The 15,332-nt window shown below is 69.7% G+C and carries 14 protein-coding genes; 4 read left to right on the top strand and 10 right to left on the bottom strand.

The features are described from left to right. The first annotated feature begins 27 nt into the window (after positions 1 to 27). Positions 28 to 795: an RDD family protein gene (locus AAEX60_RS06060; RefSeq protein ID WP_342101910.1), complete on the top strand. Its 768-nt coding sequence runs from the start codon at positions 28 to 30 to the stop codon at positions 793 to 795. Positions 796 to 864: 69 nt separating this feature from the next. On the opposite strand, the gene AAEX60_RS06055 is transcribed toward AAEX60_RS06060, so the two are convergent. Beyond that, positions 865 to 1,269, bottom strand: coding sequence for a hypothetical protein (locus AAEX60_RS06055; protein WP_342101908.1), 405 nt, complete (start codon positions 1,267 to 1,269; stop codon positions 865 to 867). 278 nt (positions 1,270 to 1,547) lie between these two features. Here AAEX60_RS06055 and lexA point away from each other — a divergent pair, with 278 nt between their 5' ends. Continuing rightward, entirely contained in the window at positions 1,548 to 2,351 is an 804-nt protein-coding gene (lexA, locus tag AAEX60_RS06050) for a transcriptional repressor LexA (protein WP_446721280.1), read from the top strand. Between the two features lie 12 nt (positions 2,352 to 2,363). Here lexA and AAEX60_RS06045 read toward each other — a convergent pair whose 3' ends face one another. From AAEX60_RS06045 to miaA, 5 genes are all read right to left on the bottom strand, one after another. Beyond that, positions 2,364 to 3,080, bottom strand: coding sequence for a hypothetical protein (locus AAEX60_RS06045; protein WP_342101906.1), 717 nt, complete (start codon positions 3,078 to 3,080; stop codon positions 2,364 to 2,366). Further along, positions 3,080 to 5,017 carry an ATP-dependent DNA helicase gene (locus tag AAEX60_RS06040; protein ID WP_342102048.1) on the bottom strand — a complete coding sequence of 646 codons (1,938 nt, stop codon included), beginning with the start codon at positions 5,015 to 5,017 and terminating at the stop codon, positions 3,080 to 3,082. The genes AAEX60_RS06045 and AAEX60_RS06040 overlap by 1 nt, the downstream gene beginning before the upstream one ends. Before the next feature lie 126 nt (positions 5,018 to 5,143). Beyond that, positions 5,144 to 6,646, bottom strand: a complete 1,503-nt coding sequence (gene hflX / locus AAEX60_RS06035) for a GTPase HflX (RefSeq protein ID WP_342101904.1) — start codon at positions 6,644 to 6,646, stop codon at positions 5,144 to 5,146. A gap of 59 nt (positions 6,647 to 6,705) precedes the next feature. Further along, a complete protein-coding gene (gene dapF / locus AAEX60_RS06030) occupies positions 6,706 to 7,539 on the bottom strand; it encodes a diaminopimelate epimerase (protein ID WP_342101902.1) in 834 nt (277 codons plus the stop codon). Further along, positions 7,536 to 8,477 (bottom strand): tRNA (adenosine(37)-N6)-dimethylallyltransferase MiaA, encoded by a 942-nt coding sequence (gene miaA, locus AAEX60_RS06025; RefSeq protein WP_342101901.1) that lies wholly within the window; start codon positions 8,475 to 8,477, stop codon positions 7,536 to 7,538. The genes dapF and miaA overlap by 4 nt, the downstream gene beginning before the upstream one ends. Before the next feature lie 152 nt (positions 8,478 to 8,629). Here miaA and AAEX60_RS06020 point away from each other — a divergent pair, with 152 nt between their 5' ends. Continuing rightward, on the top strand, positions 8,630 to 8,857 hold the full coding sequence (locus AAEX60_RS06020) for an antitoxin (protein ID WP_342101900.1): 228 nt from the start codon (positions 8,630 to 8,632) through the stop codon (positions 8,855 to 8,857). Between the two features lie 94 nt (positions 8,858 to 8,951). Here AAEX60_RS06020 and AAEX60_RS06015 read toward each other — a convergent pair whose 3' ends face one another. Beyond that, positions 8,952 to 10,532 (bottom strand): glycoside hydrolase family 10 protein, encoded by a 1,581-nt coding sequence (locus AAEX60_RS06015; protein ID WP_342101899.1) that lies wholly within the window; start codon positions 10,530 to 10,532, stop codon positions 8,952 to 8,954. A 51-nt stretch (positions 10,533 to 10,583) separates the two neighbouring features. Then, positions 10,584 to 12,083, bottom strand: coding sequence for a tRNA (N6-isopentenyl adenosine(37)-C2)-methylthiotransferase MiaB (gene miaB, locus AAEX60_RS06010; RefSeq protein ID WP_342101897.1), 1,500 nt, complete (start codon positions 12,081 to 12,083; stop codon positions 10,584 to 10,586). A 76-nt stretch (positions 12,084 to 12,159) separates the two neighbouring features. Between miaB and AAEX60_RS06005 the strand changes: the two genes are divergently transcribed. Continuing rightward, positions 12,160 to 13,077 carry an aldose 1-epimerase family protein gene (locus AAEX60_RS06005; RefSeq protein WP_342101895.1) on the top strand — a complete coding sequence of 306 codons (918 nt, stop codon included), beginning with the start codon at positions 12,160 to 12,162 and terminating at the stop codon, positions 13,075 to 13,077. Positions 13,078 to 13,090: 13 nt separating this feature from the next. On the opposite strand, the gene rny is transcribed toward AAEX60_RS06005, so the two are convergent. Both rny and AAEX60_RS05995 read right to left on the bottom strand, forming a co-directional pair. Beyond that, positions 13,091 to 14,728 (bottom strand): ribonuclease Y, encoded by a 1,638-nt coding sequence (gene rny / locus AAEX60_RS06000; RefSeq protein ID WP_342101893.1) that lies wholly within the window; start codon positions 14,726 to 14,728, stop codon positions 13,091 to 13,093. 52 nt (positions 14,729 to 14,780) lie between these two features. Next, positions 14,781 to 15,242, bottom strand: a complete 462-nt coding sequence (locus tag AAEX60_RS05995) for a regulatory protein RecX (protein WP_342101892.1) — start codon at positions 15,240 to 15,242, stop codon at positions 14,781 to 14,783. Between the last annotated feature and the right edge of the window lie 90 nt (positions 15,243 to 15,332).

Genomic DNA, 15,332 nt, shown 5'->3' with positions numbered 1-15,332 from the left:
CCTGACCACACAGATCTGGAGAACTCAGTGAACGACTTCCCCACCAACACCCCCAACAACGACCCGTGGAATCCGCAGAATGCGGGCAGTCCCGAGGGCTCCGGTCAGCCGCCGGCCAACCCCTATGGCCAGCCGGCCCAGCCGCAGCAGCCCGCCGCGGACCCCTACGGCCAGCCCTCGGCCAATCCCTACAGCCAGCCGGCCCAGCCGCAACAGCCCGCCGCGGACCCCTACGGCCAGCCCTCGGCCAATCCGTACGGCCAGCCGGCGCAGCCCTATGGCCAGCCGATGCCGCAGGAACCGTACGCGCAGCCGACCTACGGCCAGCAGGCCTACGCGCAGCCCTACGGTGGCGCGACCCTGACGCCCTGGATCAAGCGCGTGGGCAGCCACATCATCGACATCCTGCCAATGGCCATCCTGCAGCGGATCGCCGAGCCCATGATGGGCACCTCCAAGTACGACTTCGAGACCGGCGAGTTGATCGACATCGCGGGCACCAATCCCACCATGGGCTGGATCCTGACCGTGCTCGCGTGGGCCTGGTTCTTCTACAACATGGTCTGGCGTGACGGCAAGACCGGCGTCTCGGTCGGCCGTCAGGTGGTGGGAACCAAGCTGGTCAGCGAGGCCACCGGTCAGCCGATCGGCCCGCTGAAGGCCTTCCTGCGCCAGCTGGCCCATCTCGTCGACGCCATCATCTGCATGGTTGGCTTCCTCTTCCCGCTGTGGGATGCCAAGCGGCAGACCATCGCGGACAAGATCGTCAACACCCTGGTGATCAACACCAAGTAACGCGCACCAAACGCAAGACCGCCAAGGCCTCGACCCCGACGGGTCGGGGCCTTCGCCGTGCCGGCACAGCTAGCTCTGCAGGCTCACGGCGACGCTGGTGCTGGGCGCCTGCTCCTCCAACGGGGCATCACTCACCCCGAAGAACTTGACCAGACCCAGAGCGAGCGTCGCGACGGCGATCACCGCCAGCACCAGCACGATCACCAGGATGCCGCGGTCCGTCAGCCGGACCGGGCCGTCGGCCGCGGCCACCCGCGTGGCCGGAGCGGACAGCGCCCGGGAGCGCTGCGGGGCCAGCCGGAGCTGGACGGGGGCGCCGTGCCCTCCGGGAGCAACCGGCTGGGCCGGACGGCCACCCGGGGCGGCCAAGCCCTGCGGACGAGCCTGGGGCCCGCGCAGCTGCACCTCACGCACGCGGCGGCGGACCGGAGCCGGGGTGACGGCACTGGCCTTGGCAATCAGCGATGCATTCATGGTTACTCCTTGGTTCTGGGACGAACCCCGTCGCCGCTCCATCCGAGCGTCGAACGAGTGTTCGATGCCAACACTAGCGCCCCCATTCGATCCAATCAAACAGTCGTTCGAATGGATTGCCTTCGCCGGGTGGCGGAGCCCCTCGAACGGGAACGATCCAGAGTCAAACAGGCGCCTCTGACAATTTTTCGGGGGCCGGGTGCCGAAGCCGCCGGAAAGCCTGCGAAACACCTCGAACAAACTTTTGAATCGAACGTGACGGCGGGTAGGCTTGGGTCATGGCGACAGGCGACGAGAAGAAGACCACCAAGAAGGGCAAGCGCCCCGTGGGGCGCCCCACCAATGAGCAGGTCCGCCGGGAGCTCGCCGGCCGGGGCCGGATCAAGATGCTGCCCGACGGCCCGGTCGACGTCGACGGGCTGAGCGGGCGGCAGCGGCGGATGCTGGAGATCATCCGGGACTCGCTGGCCGAGCACGGCTACCCGCCGAGCATCCGGGAGATCGGCGATGCCGCCGGGCTGGCCAGCTCCTCCAGCGTCGCCCACCAGCTCAAGCAGCTGGAGCTCAAGGGATTCATCCACCGCAAGCCCGGCCAGCCGCGCGCCATGGAGCTGCACCTGCCCGAATCCCTGCTGCCCAAGCAGGAGGCCAGACCCGCCGCCACCCACGAAGCGTCGGACATCACCGGGATCAATGACGCCTTCCCCACCGCGGTGAACGTGCCGATGGTGGGCCGGATCGCCGCCGGGGGCCCGATCCTGGCCGAGGAGCATCTGGAGGAGGTCTTCGCGCTGCCCAAGCAGCTGGTGGGTGACGGCACCATCTTCATGCTGGAGGTACACGGCGACTCGATGGTGGAGGCCGCCATCTGCGACGGTGACTGGGTGGTGGTCCGCCAGCAGCCCGACGCCAACAATGGTGAGATCGTCGCCGCCCTGCTGGACGACGAGGCCACGGTGAAGACGCTGAAGAAGACCCCCGGTCAGGTCTGGCTGCTGCCGCACAATGAGGCCTACTCCCCCATCGACGGCAATCACGCCACCATCCTCGGCAAGGTGGTCGCGGTCCTGCGCCGGATCTGACCCTGGCGGGGGTCAGCCCGGCTGGATGATCGCGATCTTCTGCCAGACCTTGCGGGCCATGTCGGAGGTGAGGGCCTCGATCCCCTCCACCGCGTCCAGCACGTCACCGTCGGTGGTGTCCTCGGCGAACAGGGCGCCCGTCTTGCCCACCAGGGAGAGCATCTCGGAGCACTGCTCCAGATAGATCTTGAGGTCTGCCGCGCCCAGTTCGTGACGCTCCGGGATCTTGGTCAGCTGGTGCATGTCGATCACGTGGGCCAGCGAACGCAAGCGGTGCAGGATCCGCAGGATGCGGGCGCGCTCCATCCGCTCGGGCACGGCCAGCAGGAAGAGCACCGCCAGCCCGCCGAAGACCAGGTTGTTGATCATGGTTTCCAGCAGCGGCAGGAAGTCGATGGCCTGGAAGGTCCCGCCTCGCAACACATCCAGGGCGGCCAGCCCGATGGTGCCGGCCAGGAAGACCACCACCAGCAGCACCGCCAGCCGGGACAGCACCCTCGCCAGCCGCACTCGACGCTGGCTCTGCCCGTCCTGGCCGGCCACCTCGTCCACCAGCGCCACCAGTTCCCCGCACACCTCCCACAGGGTGCGGTTCGGGAACCGGCTTCTGATCCGGGCCTGCAGCTCGGCGGTGGACCGGCGCACCCGGGCGTGCTCCAGCCGCTGGAAGTGGCTGCCGGCGGGCGGGCCGTCGTCGTGCCCCTCGGGGCGGACCATCACCTCGGACATCACTTCCTCGCCTCCTGCAGGCGGCGCAGCGCCTGCACCGCCACCTCGCGGTCCCGGGTCATCCAGAAGTCCGGCATGGAGGCCCGCAGGAAACCGCCATAACGGGCGGTGACCAGGCGCGGGTCCAGCACCGCCACCACGCCCTTGTCCGTCACCCGCCGGATCAACCGGCCGGCCCCCTGGGCCAGCAACAGCCCGGCATGGGTGGCGGCCACGGACATGAAGCCATTCCCGCCGGCCTCCGCTACGGCCTGCTGCCGGGCCTGCATCAGCGGGTCGTCGGGGCGCGGGAAGGGAATCTTGTCGATGATCACCAACTCGCAGGTCTCGCCCGGCACGTCGATCCCCTGCCACAGGCTGACGGTGCCGAACAGGCAGACCTCCGGCTCCGCGACGAAACGCCGGGTCAGTTCGGACAGCTGCGCGTCGCCCTGGCACAGGATGGTCATCCTGGGCAGCTGCTTGCGGACATGGGCGGCGGCCACCTCGGCGGCGCGCTGGGAGGCGAACAACCCCAGGGTACGGCCGTCAGCGGCCCAGACCAGCTCCGCGATCTCGGTCAGTGCCTCCTGGGTGATCCCGTCGCGCCGCGGATTGGGCAGGCCGGTGGCGCAGTACAGGATGCCCTGCCGCTGGTAGTTGAACGGGGTGCCGACGTCCAGCGCCCGCCACGCCAGGGGATTGTCCGCGTCGTGCTGGTCGCCCTCCAGCCGGTCGGTCTTGCGCAGGCCGATCTGGCCGGCCACCTGGTTGAAGTCACCCCCGATCTTCAGCGTCGCCGACGTCAGGATGGTGGTGGCCTCGCCCAGCACCCGCTCCCGCATCAGCCCGGCCACGCTCAACGGCGCCACCTGCGCCTGCCGGCCGAACCGTTCCCGTTCACTCACCCAGACGACGTCATTGGCGGACAGCGCTGCCATCCGCTCCGCGATGTCGAAGACCTCCTTGACCGCGCTCGCGGCCTGCTGCTGCTCCGGGTCGACGTCCTTCTTGCCCTTCTCCCCCTTGCCACCCAAGCCGGAGACCACGCGTCGCGTGACGTCCCGGATGGTCTCGAAGGCAGTGGTGGCCGAACCCGGCTGGGTCACCCGGGCCAGCTCGGTGTCCTCCAGGGCGGCCCGCAGGATGTCGCCGCACTCCAGGAACTCCAGGCCGAGGTCATCGCTCAGCCAGGGCAAGGCGCGTTTGGCGACCCGCTCCACGGTCTGTGGGCTGAGTTCGTCGCTCGCGGCGCCGGTGACCCGGCTGACCAGCTCGTGGGCCTCGTCGATGATCACGATGTCGTGCTCCGGCAACGCGGTGCCGCCGTGCATCGCGTCGATCGCCAGCAGCGCGTGATTGGTGACCACCAGGTCCGATCCGCGAGCCTTTTCCCGGGAAGCCTCGACGAAGCACTCGGCGCCATAGGGGCAGCGCTGGGCGCCCAGGCATTCGCGGACCGGCATGGAGACCAGCCCCCAGGCCCGCGGGGTGTGCGCCGGAGCATCGTCCTTGTCCGCCAACCCCTTGTCCTTGAGTTCCTGCTCCGCCCAATCCCGCAGCATCAGCACCTCGGCGCCCAGCACGGATTCGACGTCCGCCTTGGACTCCTTGAGGTTGGCGGCCAGTTCCGCCCCGCCCAGCAGGGTGTCCTGCTCCTGGGTGATCCCGTCGCGGACCTTCAGCAGGCACGCGTAGTTGGTGCGGCCCTTGAGGATGGCGTGCTGCGGCTGCTTGCCGGTCACGGCGGCGACGGCCTTGAGGGCATTGGGGATGTCGGTGTTGGCCAGCTGGGCCTGCAGCGCCAGGGTGGCGGTGGCAATCACGATCCGCTGCTTGCTGCCCTGCACGTGCAGCAGCGCCGGCGCCAGGTAGCCCAGGGACTTTCCGGTACCGGTGCCCGCCTGCACCAGCAGGTGCTCCCCGGTCTGGATCGCCTGCTCGATGGCCTCCGCCATCCGCTGCTGGCCCTCGCGCGGGGTGCCGCCGATGGCCGCCACGGCCGCCTGCAGCACCTCGGTGGAGGTGTGCGTGCGGGAGGAGGTTTCGGGCTGTTGCTTCTCGGCGTCGGGCACCGAGCAAGCCTACCCGGCGTTGATCCGGAAGGGCTCCAGCTCGCCGGCCAGCTCCGGGTGCACCCGGGCCACCACGCGGGTGCCCTCACCGGTGTGTTCCTGGGTGATGAACTGGCCATTGCGGTGGATCTTGTCCATCAGGTCCCCGCGCTGGTACGGAATCAACGCCTCGACGCTGACCTCCGGGCTGGGCAACCGACTTTCCGCGATGGCCCGCAACTGCTCCACGCCCTGCCCGGTGCGGGCCGAGACGAAGATCGCCTCCGGGTACCGGGTGCGCAGCACCTGCAGCGCCTCGGTGCTGGCCGCGTCGGTCTTGTTGACCACCAGCTGCTCCGGCACGGTGCCCGCGCCGATGTCGTTCAGCACCGTACGCACCGCATTCACCTGCCCGACGGGATCCGGATCGGAACCGTCCACCACGTGCAGCAGCAGGTCAGCCTGGGCGGACTCCTCCAGGGTGGACTTGAAGCTCTCCACCAGGTCATGCGGCAGGTGCCGGACGAAGCCGACGGTGTCGGTGAGGGTGTAGACCCGGCCGTCGGGCGTGGTGTGCCGACGGGTGGTGGGGTCCAGCGTGGCGAACAGGGCATTCTCCACCAGCACCCCGGCGTCGGTCATCCGGTTCAGCAGGGAGGACTTGCCGGCATTGGTGTAGCCGACGATCGCGATGGACGGGATCCGGTTGCGCTTGCGGTCGGCCCGCTTGTTCTCCCGGGTGGCGTCCAGGTCCCGCATCCGCTTGCGCAGGATGGCGACCCGGGTGTTGATCCGCCGACGGTCCGTCTCGATCTTGGTCTCACCGGGGCCACGGCCACCGATCCCGGCGCCGCCGGCCGCCCGGCCACCGGCCTGGCGGGACAGGTTGCCACCCCAACCACGCAGCCGCTGGCGCAGGTACTGCAGCTGGGCGAGCTCCACCTGGGTCTTGCCCTCCACGCTCTTGGCGTGCTGGGCGAAGATGTCCAGGATCAGCGCGGTGCGGTCAATCACCTTGACCTTCACCCGATCCTCCAGATTGCGCAGCTGTGCGGGCTGCAGCTCACCGTCGCAGATCACGGTGTCGGCGCCGGTGGCGATGACCACCTCGCGCAGCTCGTCCACCTTGCCGCGGCCGATGTAGGTGGCCGGGTCCGGGGACTTGCGGCGCTGGATCAGCCCCTCCAGAACCTGGGCACCGGCGGTCTCGGCCAGGGCCTTCAGCTCGGTCATGGCATTCTCGGCGTCCTGCTCCGTGCCGGAGGTCCAGACGCTGATCAGCACGACCCGTTCCAGCTGCAGGTCGCGGTACTCGACCTCACTGATGTCCTCCACCTGGGTGGACATGCCGGCGACGCGCTTCAGCGAGAGGCGTTCGGCCAGGTCGAGCTGCAGACCGTCGTGGTCGTAGTCGTGCAGCTCGGGGTCATCCCCCTCGGGGTCGGGGTCATCGGGCTCCACGTCGAGGTCCTCGTAGAGGTCGTCGAAATCGTCGGGCTCGGGGCTGGGGTTGGGGTAACGGCGTGGAGTCATCGTTGGACAAGCTTGTCACCCGCACCGCCCCGATGCCAACGAATTACGGTGTCAGCGGATCACAGGGAGTCGGGCAGCCAGGCATGACCGCGGGCCACGACCACGGCCGGCCCGGTGAGCATTGCCTGGTCACCGGCCAGTTCGACGGTCAGCCAGCCGCCGGGCACGTCCACCCGGATCTCCCCGTCACCCAGCCCGGCGCGACGGGCGTGCGCCGCCGCCGCAGCCACGGTGCCGGTGCCGCAGCTCATGGTCTCCCCCGCCCCCCGCTCGTGTACCCGCATGGCGATGTGCCGCTCCGCCAGCACCCGGACGAACTCCACATTGGTCCCGTTCGGGTAACGCTCGGCGGGGCTCCAGCTGGGCTCCCGCGTCAGGTCGAGCTGGTCCAGCTCCTGCTCCGCGGTGAGGAAACAGACCGCGTGGGGGTTGCCGACCTCTACCTCGGTGGCCTGCCAGCTGCCGTCGGCCGAGGTCACCTGCACCGGCTCCTCGGCCAGGGTGACCGTGCCCAGATCGGTCCGGATCCGGCCATCGCGCTGCGGCCAGGCGCGGCGCACCCCCGCCCGGGTGGCGACGGTGATCTCCTCGCCGGAGGCCAGGTCCTCCTCCATCAGGTAGCGGACGAAGACCCGCAGGCCGTTGCCGCACATCTCCGCGATCGAGCCGTCGGCATTGCGGTAATCCATGAACCACAGGTCCGGGTCGCCCTCCCACTCCGGGATGGAACTGGCCAGGGTGGCGCGCAGCAGTCCGTCGCCCCCGATGCCGCCGCGCCGGTCACACAGGTAGCGCACGTCGGCGTCGTCCAGCTTCACCATGCCGTGCCGGTCGCACAGGATCACGAAGTCGTTCTTGGTGCCGTGCCCCTTGGCGAAAGTCCACTTCCTCATGGGGCCACGCTACTCGCCATCGCGCGCCGGGCCTGGTCCACGACGACCCGTGGATTCTCCGGCTGGCCGGCCTCCAACCAGGTGATCCGGGGATCGCGACGAAACCAGGCCAGCTGTTTTCGGGCGAAGCGTCGGGTGCCGCTCTTGGTGCGCTCCCGGGCCTCGTGTTCGGTGAGTTCGCCGTCCAGGAACTGCAGCACCTGCCGGTAACCCAGGGCACGCGACGCGGTGAGCCCCTCGCGCAGCCCATGCTCGGCCAGGGCCCGAACCTCGGCCACCAGCCCGTCGGCCCACATCTGGTCCACCCGCTCGTCGATCCGGCGATCCATCCGTTCCCGGTCCAGTTGCAGGCCGAACTGCAGCACGTCGGGCAGGGCATAACTCCACTGCGGCAACTGCGGGGTGAAGCCACCGGTCAGCTCCAGCACCTCCAGGGCGCGCACGATCCGCCGGCCATTGCCGGGCAGGATACCGGCGGCGACCGCCGCGTCCCGGGCAGCGAGTTCGGCGTGCAGCGCCTCCGGACCGACCTCGGCCAGCCGTCGCTCCCACCGGGCGCGCACCGCGGGGTCGGTGCCGGGGAAGCTGAACTCGTCCAGGATGGCGTGCACGTACAGGGCGGAGCCGCCCACCAGCACGGGCACCACCCCGCGGGAGCGCAGGTCCGCAATGGTGCGGCGGGCCAGCTGCTGGAAGTCGGCCACCGAGGCGGCCTGGTCGACGTCCATGATGTCCACCAGATGGTGCGGCACCTGGGCCAGCTCGTCGACGGTGGGTTTCGCGGTGCCGATGTCCATCCCGCGGTAGACCAGCATCGAGTCGGCGTTGACGATCTCGCTCGGGTGACCCGCCTCGCCCAGCTGCAGCGCCACCTGGATGGCCAGGCTGGACTTGCCGGAGGCGGTGGGTCCGTTGAGGACGACGAGGGGAAGGGGCACGCCCCCATTGTGGGGGCGACACGCCCGGGGACCCAAGACGGCGCGGTTCCGCCCCCAGCGGACGCGGTTGAATTCCCGCCCCGGCTGAACCAGCATGAAGGGACAGGAATCACCCAGCAGGGTGCTTTCCCCTCAAACATAGGAGGACCGCCATGGGAATCTTCGACAAGGCCAAGGAAGCGCTGTCCGGCAACAATGCCGGCAACACCGAGGGTGGCCTGGCCGACAAGGCCCGCGACGCCGCCAACACCCACGAGGCCCAGGTTGACCAGGGCGTCGACCGCGCCGGCGATTTCGTCGACGGCCGGACCGACGCCAAGTACGCCGACAAGGTGGATCAGGGCCAGGACTTCATCAAGGACCGTACCGGCAACGCGTGATCCTCGGGACTCGCTGAGCCGTTGGTGATGGCGGGGTGGCTGCGATGGCAGCCACCCCGCCATTTGCCTGTCTGGGTTTGGTTCCCGGCACGGGTCAGCGCACCACCGTCGCGGCGGACTCGTTGGACGCGCGATCCACGCCGCTGACCAGCCACGTACCGCCCGCCGTCCGTAGCGAGGCCGGGATGGTCCACCGGCCAGTGTGGTTGGCGATGGCCACCACATTGCGGGTGTCGGCCAGATCACACCGGCTCACGCTGCCGGCCGCCTTGTCCACCCGATACACCACCACCTGCCGGGCCCCGCGGGACCTGATCAGCAGGTCATTGCCCTGACGACGCACGGTGGGCTTGCCGGGCGCCACCCGATCCAGCCATGGCGTGGCGGGAGTCAGCGCGGGCTTGCGGTACCACTCGCGGGCCACGATCCCCTGCGCGTCCAGCTTGTTGGCCCGAACCGACGACGAGTCGAAGAAGACGTGGCCGCGCAGCAGTGGCCTTCCCTTGGCGTCCTTCAGGGTGCTGGCCAGCTCCAGGTGGGAGACGAGTTCCCGCGGCTTGGTCCACGCCGAATCAACGGTGGTCCCCACCTTGTAGCTGGCCTCCCCCAGCGAGATGTTGGTGCGCGGGCTGGCGGCGGCCTGCTGGGCCCACCACTGGGCCACCACGCCGTAGCGGGCCGCGGACAGGGTCCGGGACCAGTAGACCTGGGGCGTCAGGTAGTCCACCAGTCCGCCCCGGACCCAGGCGCGGGTGTCGGCATACAGGTCGTCGTAGGTCTGCACGCCGGCCTTGGTCTGGGAACCCTGCGGGTCGGTGCCGACATTGCGCCAGACCGCAAAGGGGGAGATCCCCAGCTGGGTGCCCGGCCGGGTGCGCTGGATGGACCGCCGGGCGTCGGTGACCAAGGCGGTGATGTTCTGCCGACGCCAGCTGGCCAGGCCCTTCCCGGCGCCGTAGCGACGATACGTCGCGGCATCGTTGAAGCTCTGGCCGGAGACTGGGTAGGGGTAGAAGTAGTCGTCGAAGTGCACGGCGTCCACCGGATAGCGCGCCACCAGCTCGGTGATGGTGGCCACGACGTGCGCCCGCACCGCCGGGATCCCGGGGTTGTAGTAGAGCTTGCCGCCGTAGGAGACGGTCCACTCGGGGTGCTGACGGGCGGGGTGGGTGGAGACCAGCTTCTTGCCCGTGGCGTCCTGCGCCACCCGGTAGGGATTCACCCAGGCGTGCAACTCCAGACCGCGCCGGTGCGCCTGCTGCACCGCGAAGGCCGTCGGATCCCACCCCGGGCTCTTGCCCTGGCTGCCGGTCAACCACTGGGACCAGGGCTCGCGCTGGCTGGGCCAGAAGGTGTCGGCGGTGGGCCGCACCTGCAGGATCACCGCATTGAAGCCATTGCGCTTGGCCAGGTCCAGTTGGGCAATCAGCTCGGCCTGCGACTGGGCCGGGGTCAGCCCGGTACGACTGGGCCAGTTCAGATTGCCCACCGAGGCGATCCACATGGCTCGCAGGCTGCGCTTGGCCAGCTTGGGGTCCACGGTGCACTGCGTCACGTCACCGGGCTGGATGCTGACCGGCGCTGCCTCGGCCCGCGCGGGTTGGCCGCCTGCGGCCAGCAGGGATGCCAGCAAGGCGGCGGGAAGGATACGGGCGGCACGACGCCGGGGGGTCATCTGCGGTCCTCTCGATCGGCGCCGTCGGGGGCCGGCGCGTCGAGACCGATGCTAACTGTTCGGCAGCCCGATCGTCGGCATGCCCAATGCGACGCCGGGCGCAGCGGGCGGGGCGTCGTGCCGCGCCTGCCAGGCGTCGCCGCCGCGGGTGCGCCGCAGGCCACGGATCCCACCGTCGGCATTGAGGTGGTGGGGCGCGGCATAGCTGATGGTGGTGGTGGCGATGTCGCCGGGCCTCGGCCTGAGCTCCGGCTCGGTGGGCACGGCGACGTGCACCAGGCGATTGTCCCGGGCACGGCCGGTCATCCGGTGGGTGGCGTCGTCCTTCTTGCCCTCCCCGGCGGCGAACATCACCTCCACCTCGGTGCCCTCCAGGTTCTGGTTCTCCTCCCAGGCCGTGCGGTTCACCAGCTCCAGCAGCCGCTCGTAACGCTCCTGCACGACGGCCTTGGGCACCTGGTTGTCCATCACGCCGGCGGGGGTGCCGGGGCGGATGGAGTACTGGAAGGTGAAGGCGGCGCTGAACCGGGCCTGCTCGGTGACCCGCAGGGTGTCCTCGAAGTCCTCGTCGGTCTCCCCCGGGAAGCCGACGATGATGTCGGTGGTGATGGCTGCGTGCGGGATCTTGGCGCGCACCTCGTCGATGATCCGCAGGAAACGCTCAATGCGGTAGCTGCGCCGCATCTCGCGCAGCACCTTGTCCGAGCCGGATTGCAGGGGCATGTGCAGGCTGGGCATCACATTGGGGGTCTCGGCCATGGCGTCGATCACGTCGCTGGTGAAGCTGGCCGGGTGGGGGCTGGTGAAGCGCACCCGTTCCAGTCCGTCGATCTGGCCGCAGGCCCGCAGCAACTTGGCGAAGGCACCACGGTCACCGAACTCCACGCCATAGGTGTTCACATTCTGACCCAGCAGCGTGACCTCCTGAACCCCCTCGTCGACCAGCGCCTGGATCTCGGCGAGGATGTCGCCGGGGCGACGGTCGGTCTCCTTGCCGCGCAGCTGGGGAACGATGCAGAAGGTGCAGGTGTTGTTGCAGCCGACGCTGATGCTGACCCACGCCGAATAGGGCGATTCCCGCCGGGTGGGCAGGTTGGACGGGAAGGTCTCCAGCGCCTCGACGATCTCCACCTGGCTGGCCTGCTCGATCCGGGCCCGTTCCAGCAGGATCGGCAGCTTGCCCACATTGTGGGTGCCGAAGACCACGTCCACCCAGGGCGCCTTGGCGACGATCACGTCGCGATCCTTCTGTGCCATGCAGCCACCGACGGCAATCTGCATTCCCGGCCGGGTGCGCTTGACCGCGGCCATGTGCCCCAGGGTGCCGTACAGCCGGTTGTCGGCATTCTCCCGCACCGCGCAGGTGTTGAAGACGACGATGTCGGCGCCGCCCTCGTCGGCCGCTTCGCGCTCATTGCGGACGAAACCGGCGTCCTCCAGCAGACCGGAGATCCGCTCGGAATCATGCACATTCATCTGGCAGCCATAGGTGATCACCTGGTAGCTGCGGGGGCTGGTCTGTTCGGAGGTGGGAGCGGAGGCATTCGACATGGTGGGACAACTGTAGATTGCCCGCGGCGGGGAGCGGGAATCCGGCCGTGTCCGGCAGTGGCCCTAGGCTGACCGCATGAGTGCTCCCACCGGAACCCAGTACACCCTCAGCCTGGGCGGCCAGCAGGCCGTCGTCACCGAGATGGGGGCAGGCCTGCGCAGCTATGCCGTCGACGGGCGGGAGCTGGTGACCAGCTTCGCCGAGAGCACCCGGCCCCAGGGGTGCCAGGGCCAGCAGTTGATGCCCTGGCCCAACCGGATCCGCGACGGGAAGTGGAGCTTGGACGGGGCTGACTTCCAGCTGCCGGTGAACGAGCCCGAGCGCGGCAATGCCATCCACGGCCTGGTCAAGGACCGGATGTGGACGCTGGTTGACCAGGCTCCCGAGCACGTCACCCAGCGCCTGCTGTTGGAGCCCGAACAGGGCTGGCCGGGCACCCTGGAACTGCTGCTGACCCATCAGCTGTCCGAGGCGGGTCTGGGCGTGGAGGTCACGGCCCGCAACCTGGGCACAGCTGCCGCGCCCTTTGGTTATGCCGCCCACCCCTACCTGCTGCCGCCGGATCCGCAGGTGGCGTTGGATGAGTGCGTGCTCGTGCTGCCCTTCGCGCAGCGGCTGGAGTCCGACGAGCGGCTCCTTCCAGTGGCATTGCACGACGTGGCGGGCACCACCTTCGACCGTCGTGGCCCGCTGCCAGTGGCCGGGCTGGAACTGGACACCGCCTTCACCTCCCCCGTGCTGGCCGACGGACAGTGGCAGGCGCAGCTGGCCGGTGGCGATTCCCGTACCGTGCTGTGGGCCTCTCCGGAACTGGGGTGGGTGCAGGTCTACACCCCGGGTGACCGGGCCAGCATCGCCGTCGAACCGATGACCGTCGGCCCCGACGCCTACAACCCCGGCCCCACCCACGACGACCTGGTGCTGCTGCAGCCCGGCGAGTCCTTCGCCTGCCACTGGGGGCTGCGCCGCGAGCTGGTGCTACCAGCCGCCTGACCCGACGGGGTGGTCAGTGCGCCACCTCGGTGGCGCGCGACTCGCGCACCACGGTGACCCGGATCTGCCCGGGGTAGGTCAGCTCGTCCTGGATCTGGTGCGCGATCTCCCGGGCGAGCGCATGGGAGGCCGCGTCGTCGACCACGTCGGGGCTGACCATCACGCGCACCTCGCGTCCGGCCTGCATCGCGAAGACCCGGTCCACCCCCTCATGTGCCGAGGCGATCTGCTCCAGCCGGTCCAGCCGCTGCACATAGGCCTCCAGCGACTCCCGTCGAGCACCGGGGCGGGAGCCCGAGATGGCGTCGGCGGCCTGGGTGAGCACCGCCTCCACCGTGCGCGGCTCCACCTCATTGTGGTGGGCCTCGATGGCGTGCACGATGTCCGGGCTCTCGCCATGGCGACGGGCAAGCTCCGCCCCCACCATGGCGTGCGTGCCCTCCACCTCATGGGTGAGGGCCTTGCCGATGTCGTGCAGGAAGGCAGCCCGCTTGCAGGTGGCCACCTCCAGCCCCAACTCGGCGGCCATCATCCCGGCGATGTGGGCGCACTCCACCAAGTGGCGCAGCACATTCTGGCCATAGCTGGTGCGATACCGCAGGGCACCGATGATGGGCAGGAGCGCCGGGTCCAGATCGGAGATCCCCACCTCGGCCAGGGCGTCCTCGGCGGCGCGCAGCATCCGCTGCTCGATCCGGGCCCGGGAACGCTCGTGCACCTCCTCGATCCGGGCAGGATGGATCCGGCCGTCGGCCACCAGCTCGTCGAGGGTGAGCCGGGCCACCTCCCGACGCACCGGATCGAAGCAGCTGAGCAGCACCGATCCCGGGGTGTCGTCGATCATCACGTTCACCCCGGTCACCTGCTCGAAGTGCCGGATGTTGCGTCCCTCGCGCCCGATGATCCGGCCCTTCATCTCGTCGCTGGGCAGGTCGAGGGTGCTGACCACCGATTCGGAGGTCTGCTCCGCGGCGAGGCGCTGGATGGCGGTGACGACGATCTTCCGGGCGCGGGCCTCGGCCTCCCGGGTGGCTGCCTGTTCGATGTCCCGGGCCAGGGCCGTGGCCTCCAACCGGGCCTCGTGCTCCACCCGGGCAAGCACCTCGGTGCGGGCCTGTTCCCGGTCCATCCCCGCGATCCGCTGCAACTCGTCGGCCGCCTGACGCCGGTCCGTCCTCAGCTGGTCCCGCAGCTCCTCGGCCTGGCCGCGCAGCGCCACCAGCTGGTTGGAACGGGTCTCCAGGGTCTGGCTCTCCGCCACCAGGCGCTCCTCGCGCTCTCCCAGCCGACGCTCCCGGGACTCCAACTGGCTGCGCAGTTCCCGCAGGTCGGCCCGCTCGCGACGGGCGAACTCGTCGGCGGCCTGCCGCGCCGCCTCTGCCTCGGCCAGCTTGCGATCCGCCTGCTCCGTGAGCGACTGCGCGTCGGCGGCCAACCGCTGATTCTCACCCTGCTCCGCCAACCGGGCCCGCAGGGTGCGGATCTGGTCCTCGCGGCCCGCCACCGCCTCGGTGATCCGGGCGCCGATCGACTCCTCGTCGACGAGTGGCGCGGGCGCACCGGCACCCCGACGCAGTACGACGAACAGCACTGCGCACACGGCGCACAGGGCAATCCCCAGCACCGTCAGGGCGATCCAGACCGTGGGCATCAATTCCTCCTTGCCCCGAGGCTATTGCCCCGATCCCGGCCTGACAAGCGGATCAGAAGTCCTCCGGGTCCGCGTCCAGCACGTCGCGCACCACCTGGGCCACGACGCCCGGGCCATAGCCCTTGCGGGCCAGGGCACCGGCGATCCGTCGGTAGGCCACCTGCCGGTCCAGCCCCTGCACGCTGCGCAGCTTCTTGCGGGCCAGCTCGGTGGCCAGCGCCACCTCGCTGTCGTGGTCGATCGGCTCCAGGGCTTCCTCGATCACCTCCCGCTCCACACCCTTGCGCTGCAGCTCCCGGCGGACCGCCGCCTTCGAGAGCTTGCGCGAGGAGCGCCGCGCTCGGGTCCACTGCTCGGCGAAGTTCTGGTCATTGACCAGCCCCACCTCCTCGAAGCGGTCCAACAGCTCCGCGCGGACATCATCCGAGACATCCTTGGCGGCCAACGCCTCGTCCAGCTCCTGCCGGGAATGGTCCCGCATGGTCAGCCGGCGCAGGGCGATCTCCCGCGCCACATTCAGCGGGTCCGCGTCCGGCCCGGGGGGGGGGGGGGGGGGGGTCCCCCCCCCCCACCCCAAAAAAAACGGCTCCTAAGAAAACACCCA

The organism is Luteococcus sp. H101, from assembly GCF_038433155.1.
GTDB lineage: Bacteria > Actinomycetota > Actinomycetes > Propionibacteriales > Propionibacteriaceae > Luteococcus.
The sequence above is the reverse complement of the archived record's forward strand: the minus strand, read 5'-3'. Positions and strand labels throughout refer to the sequence as shown.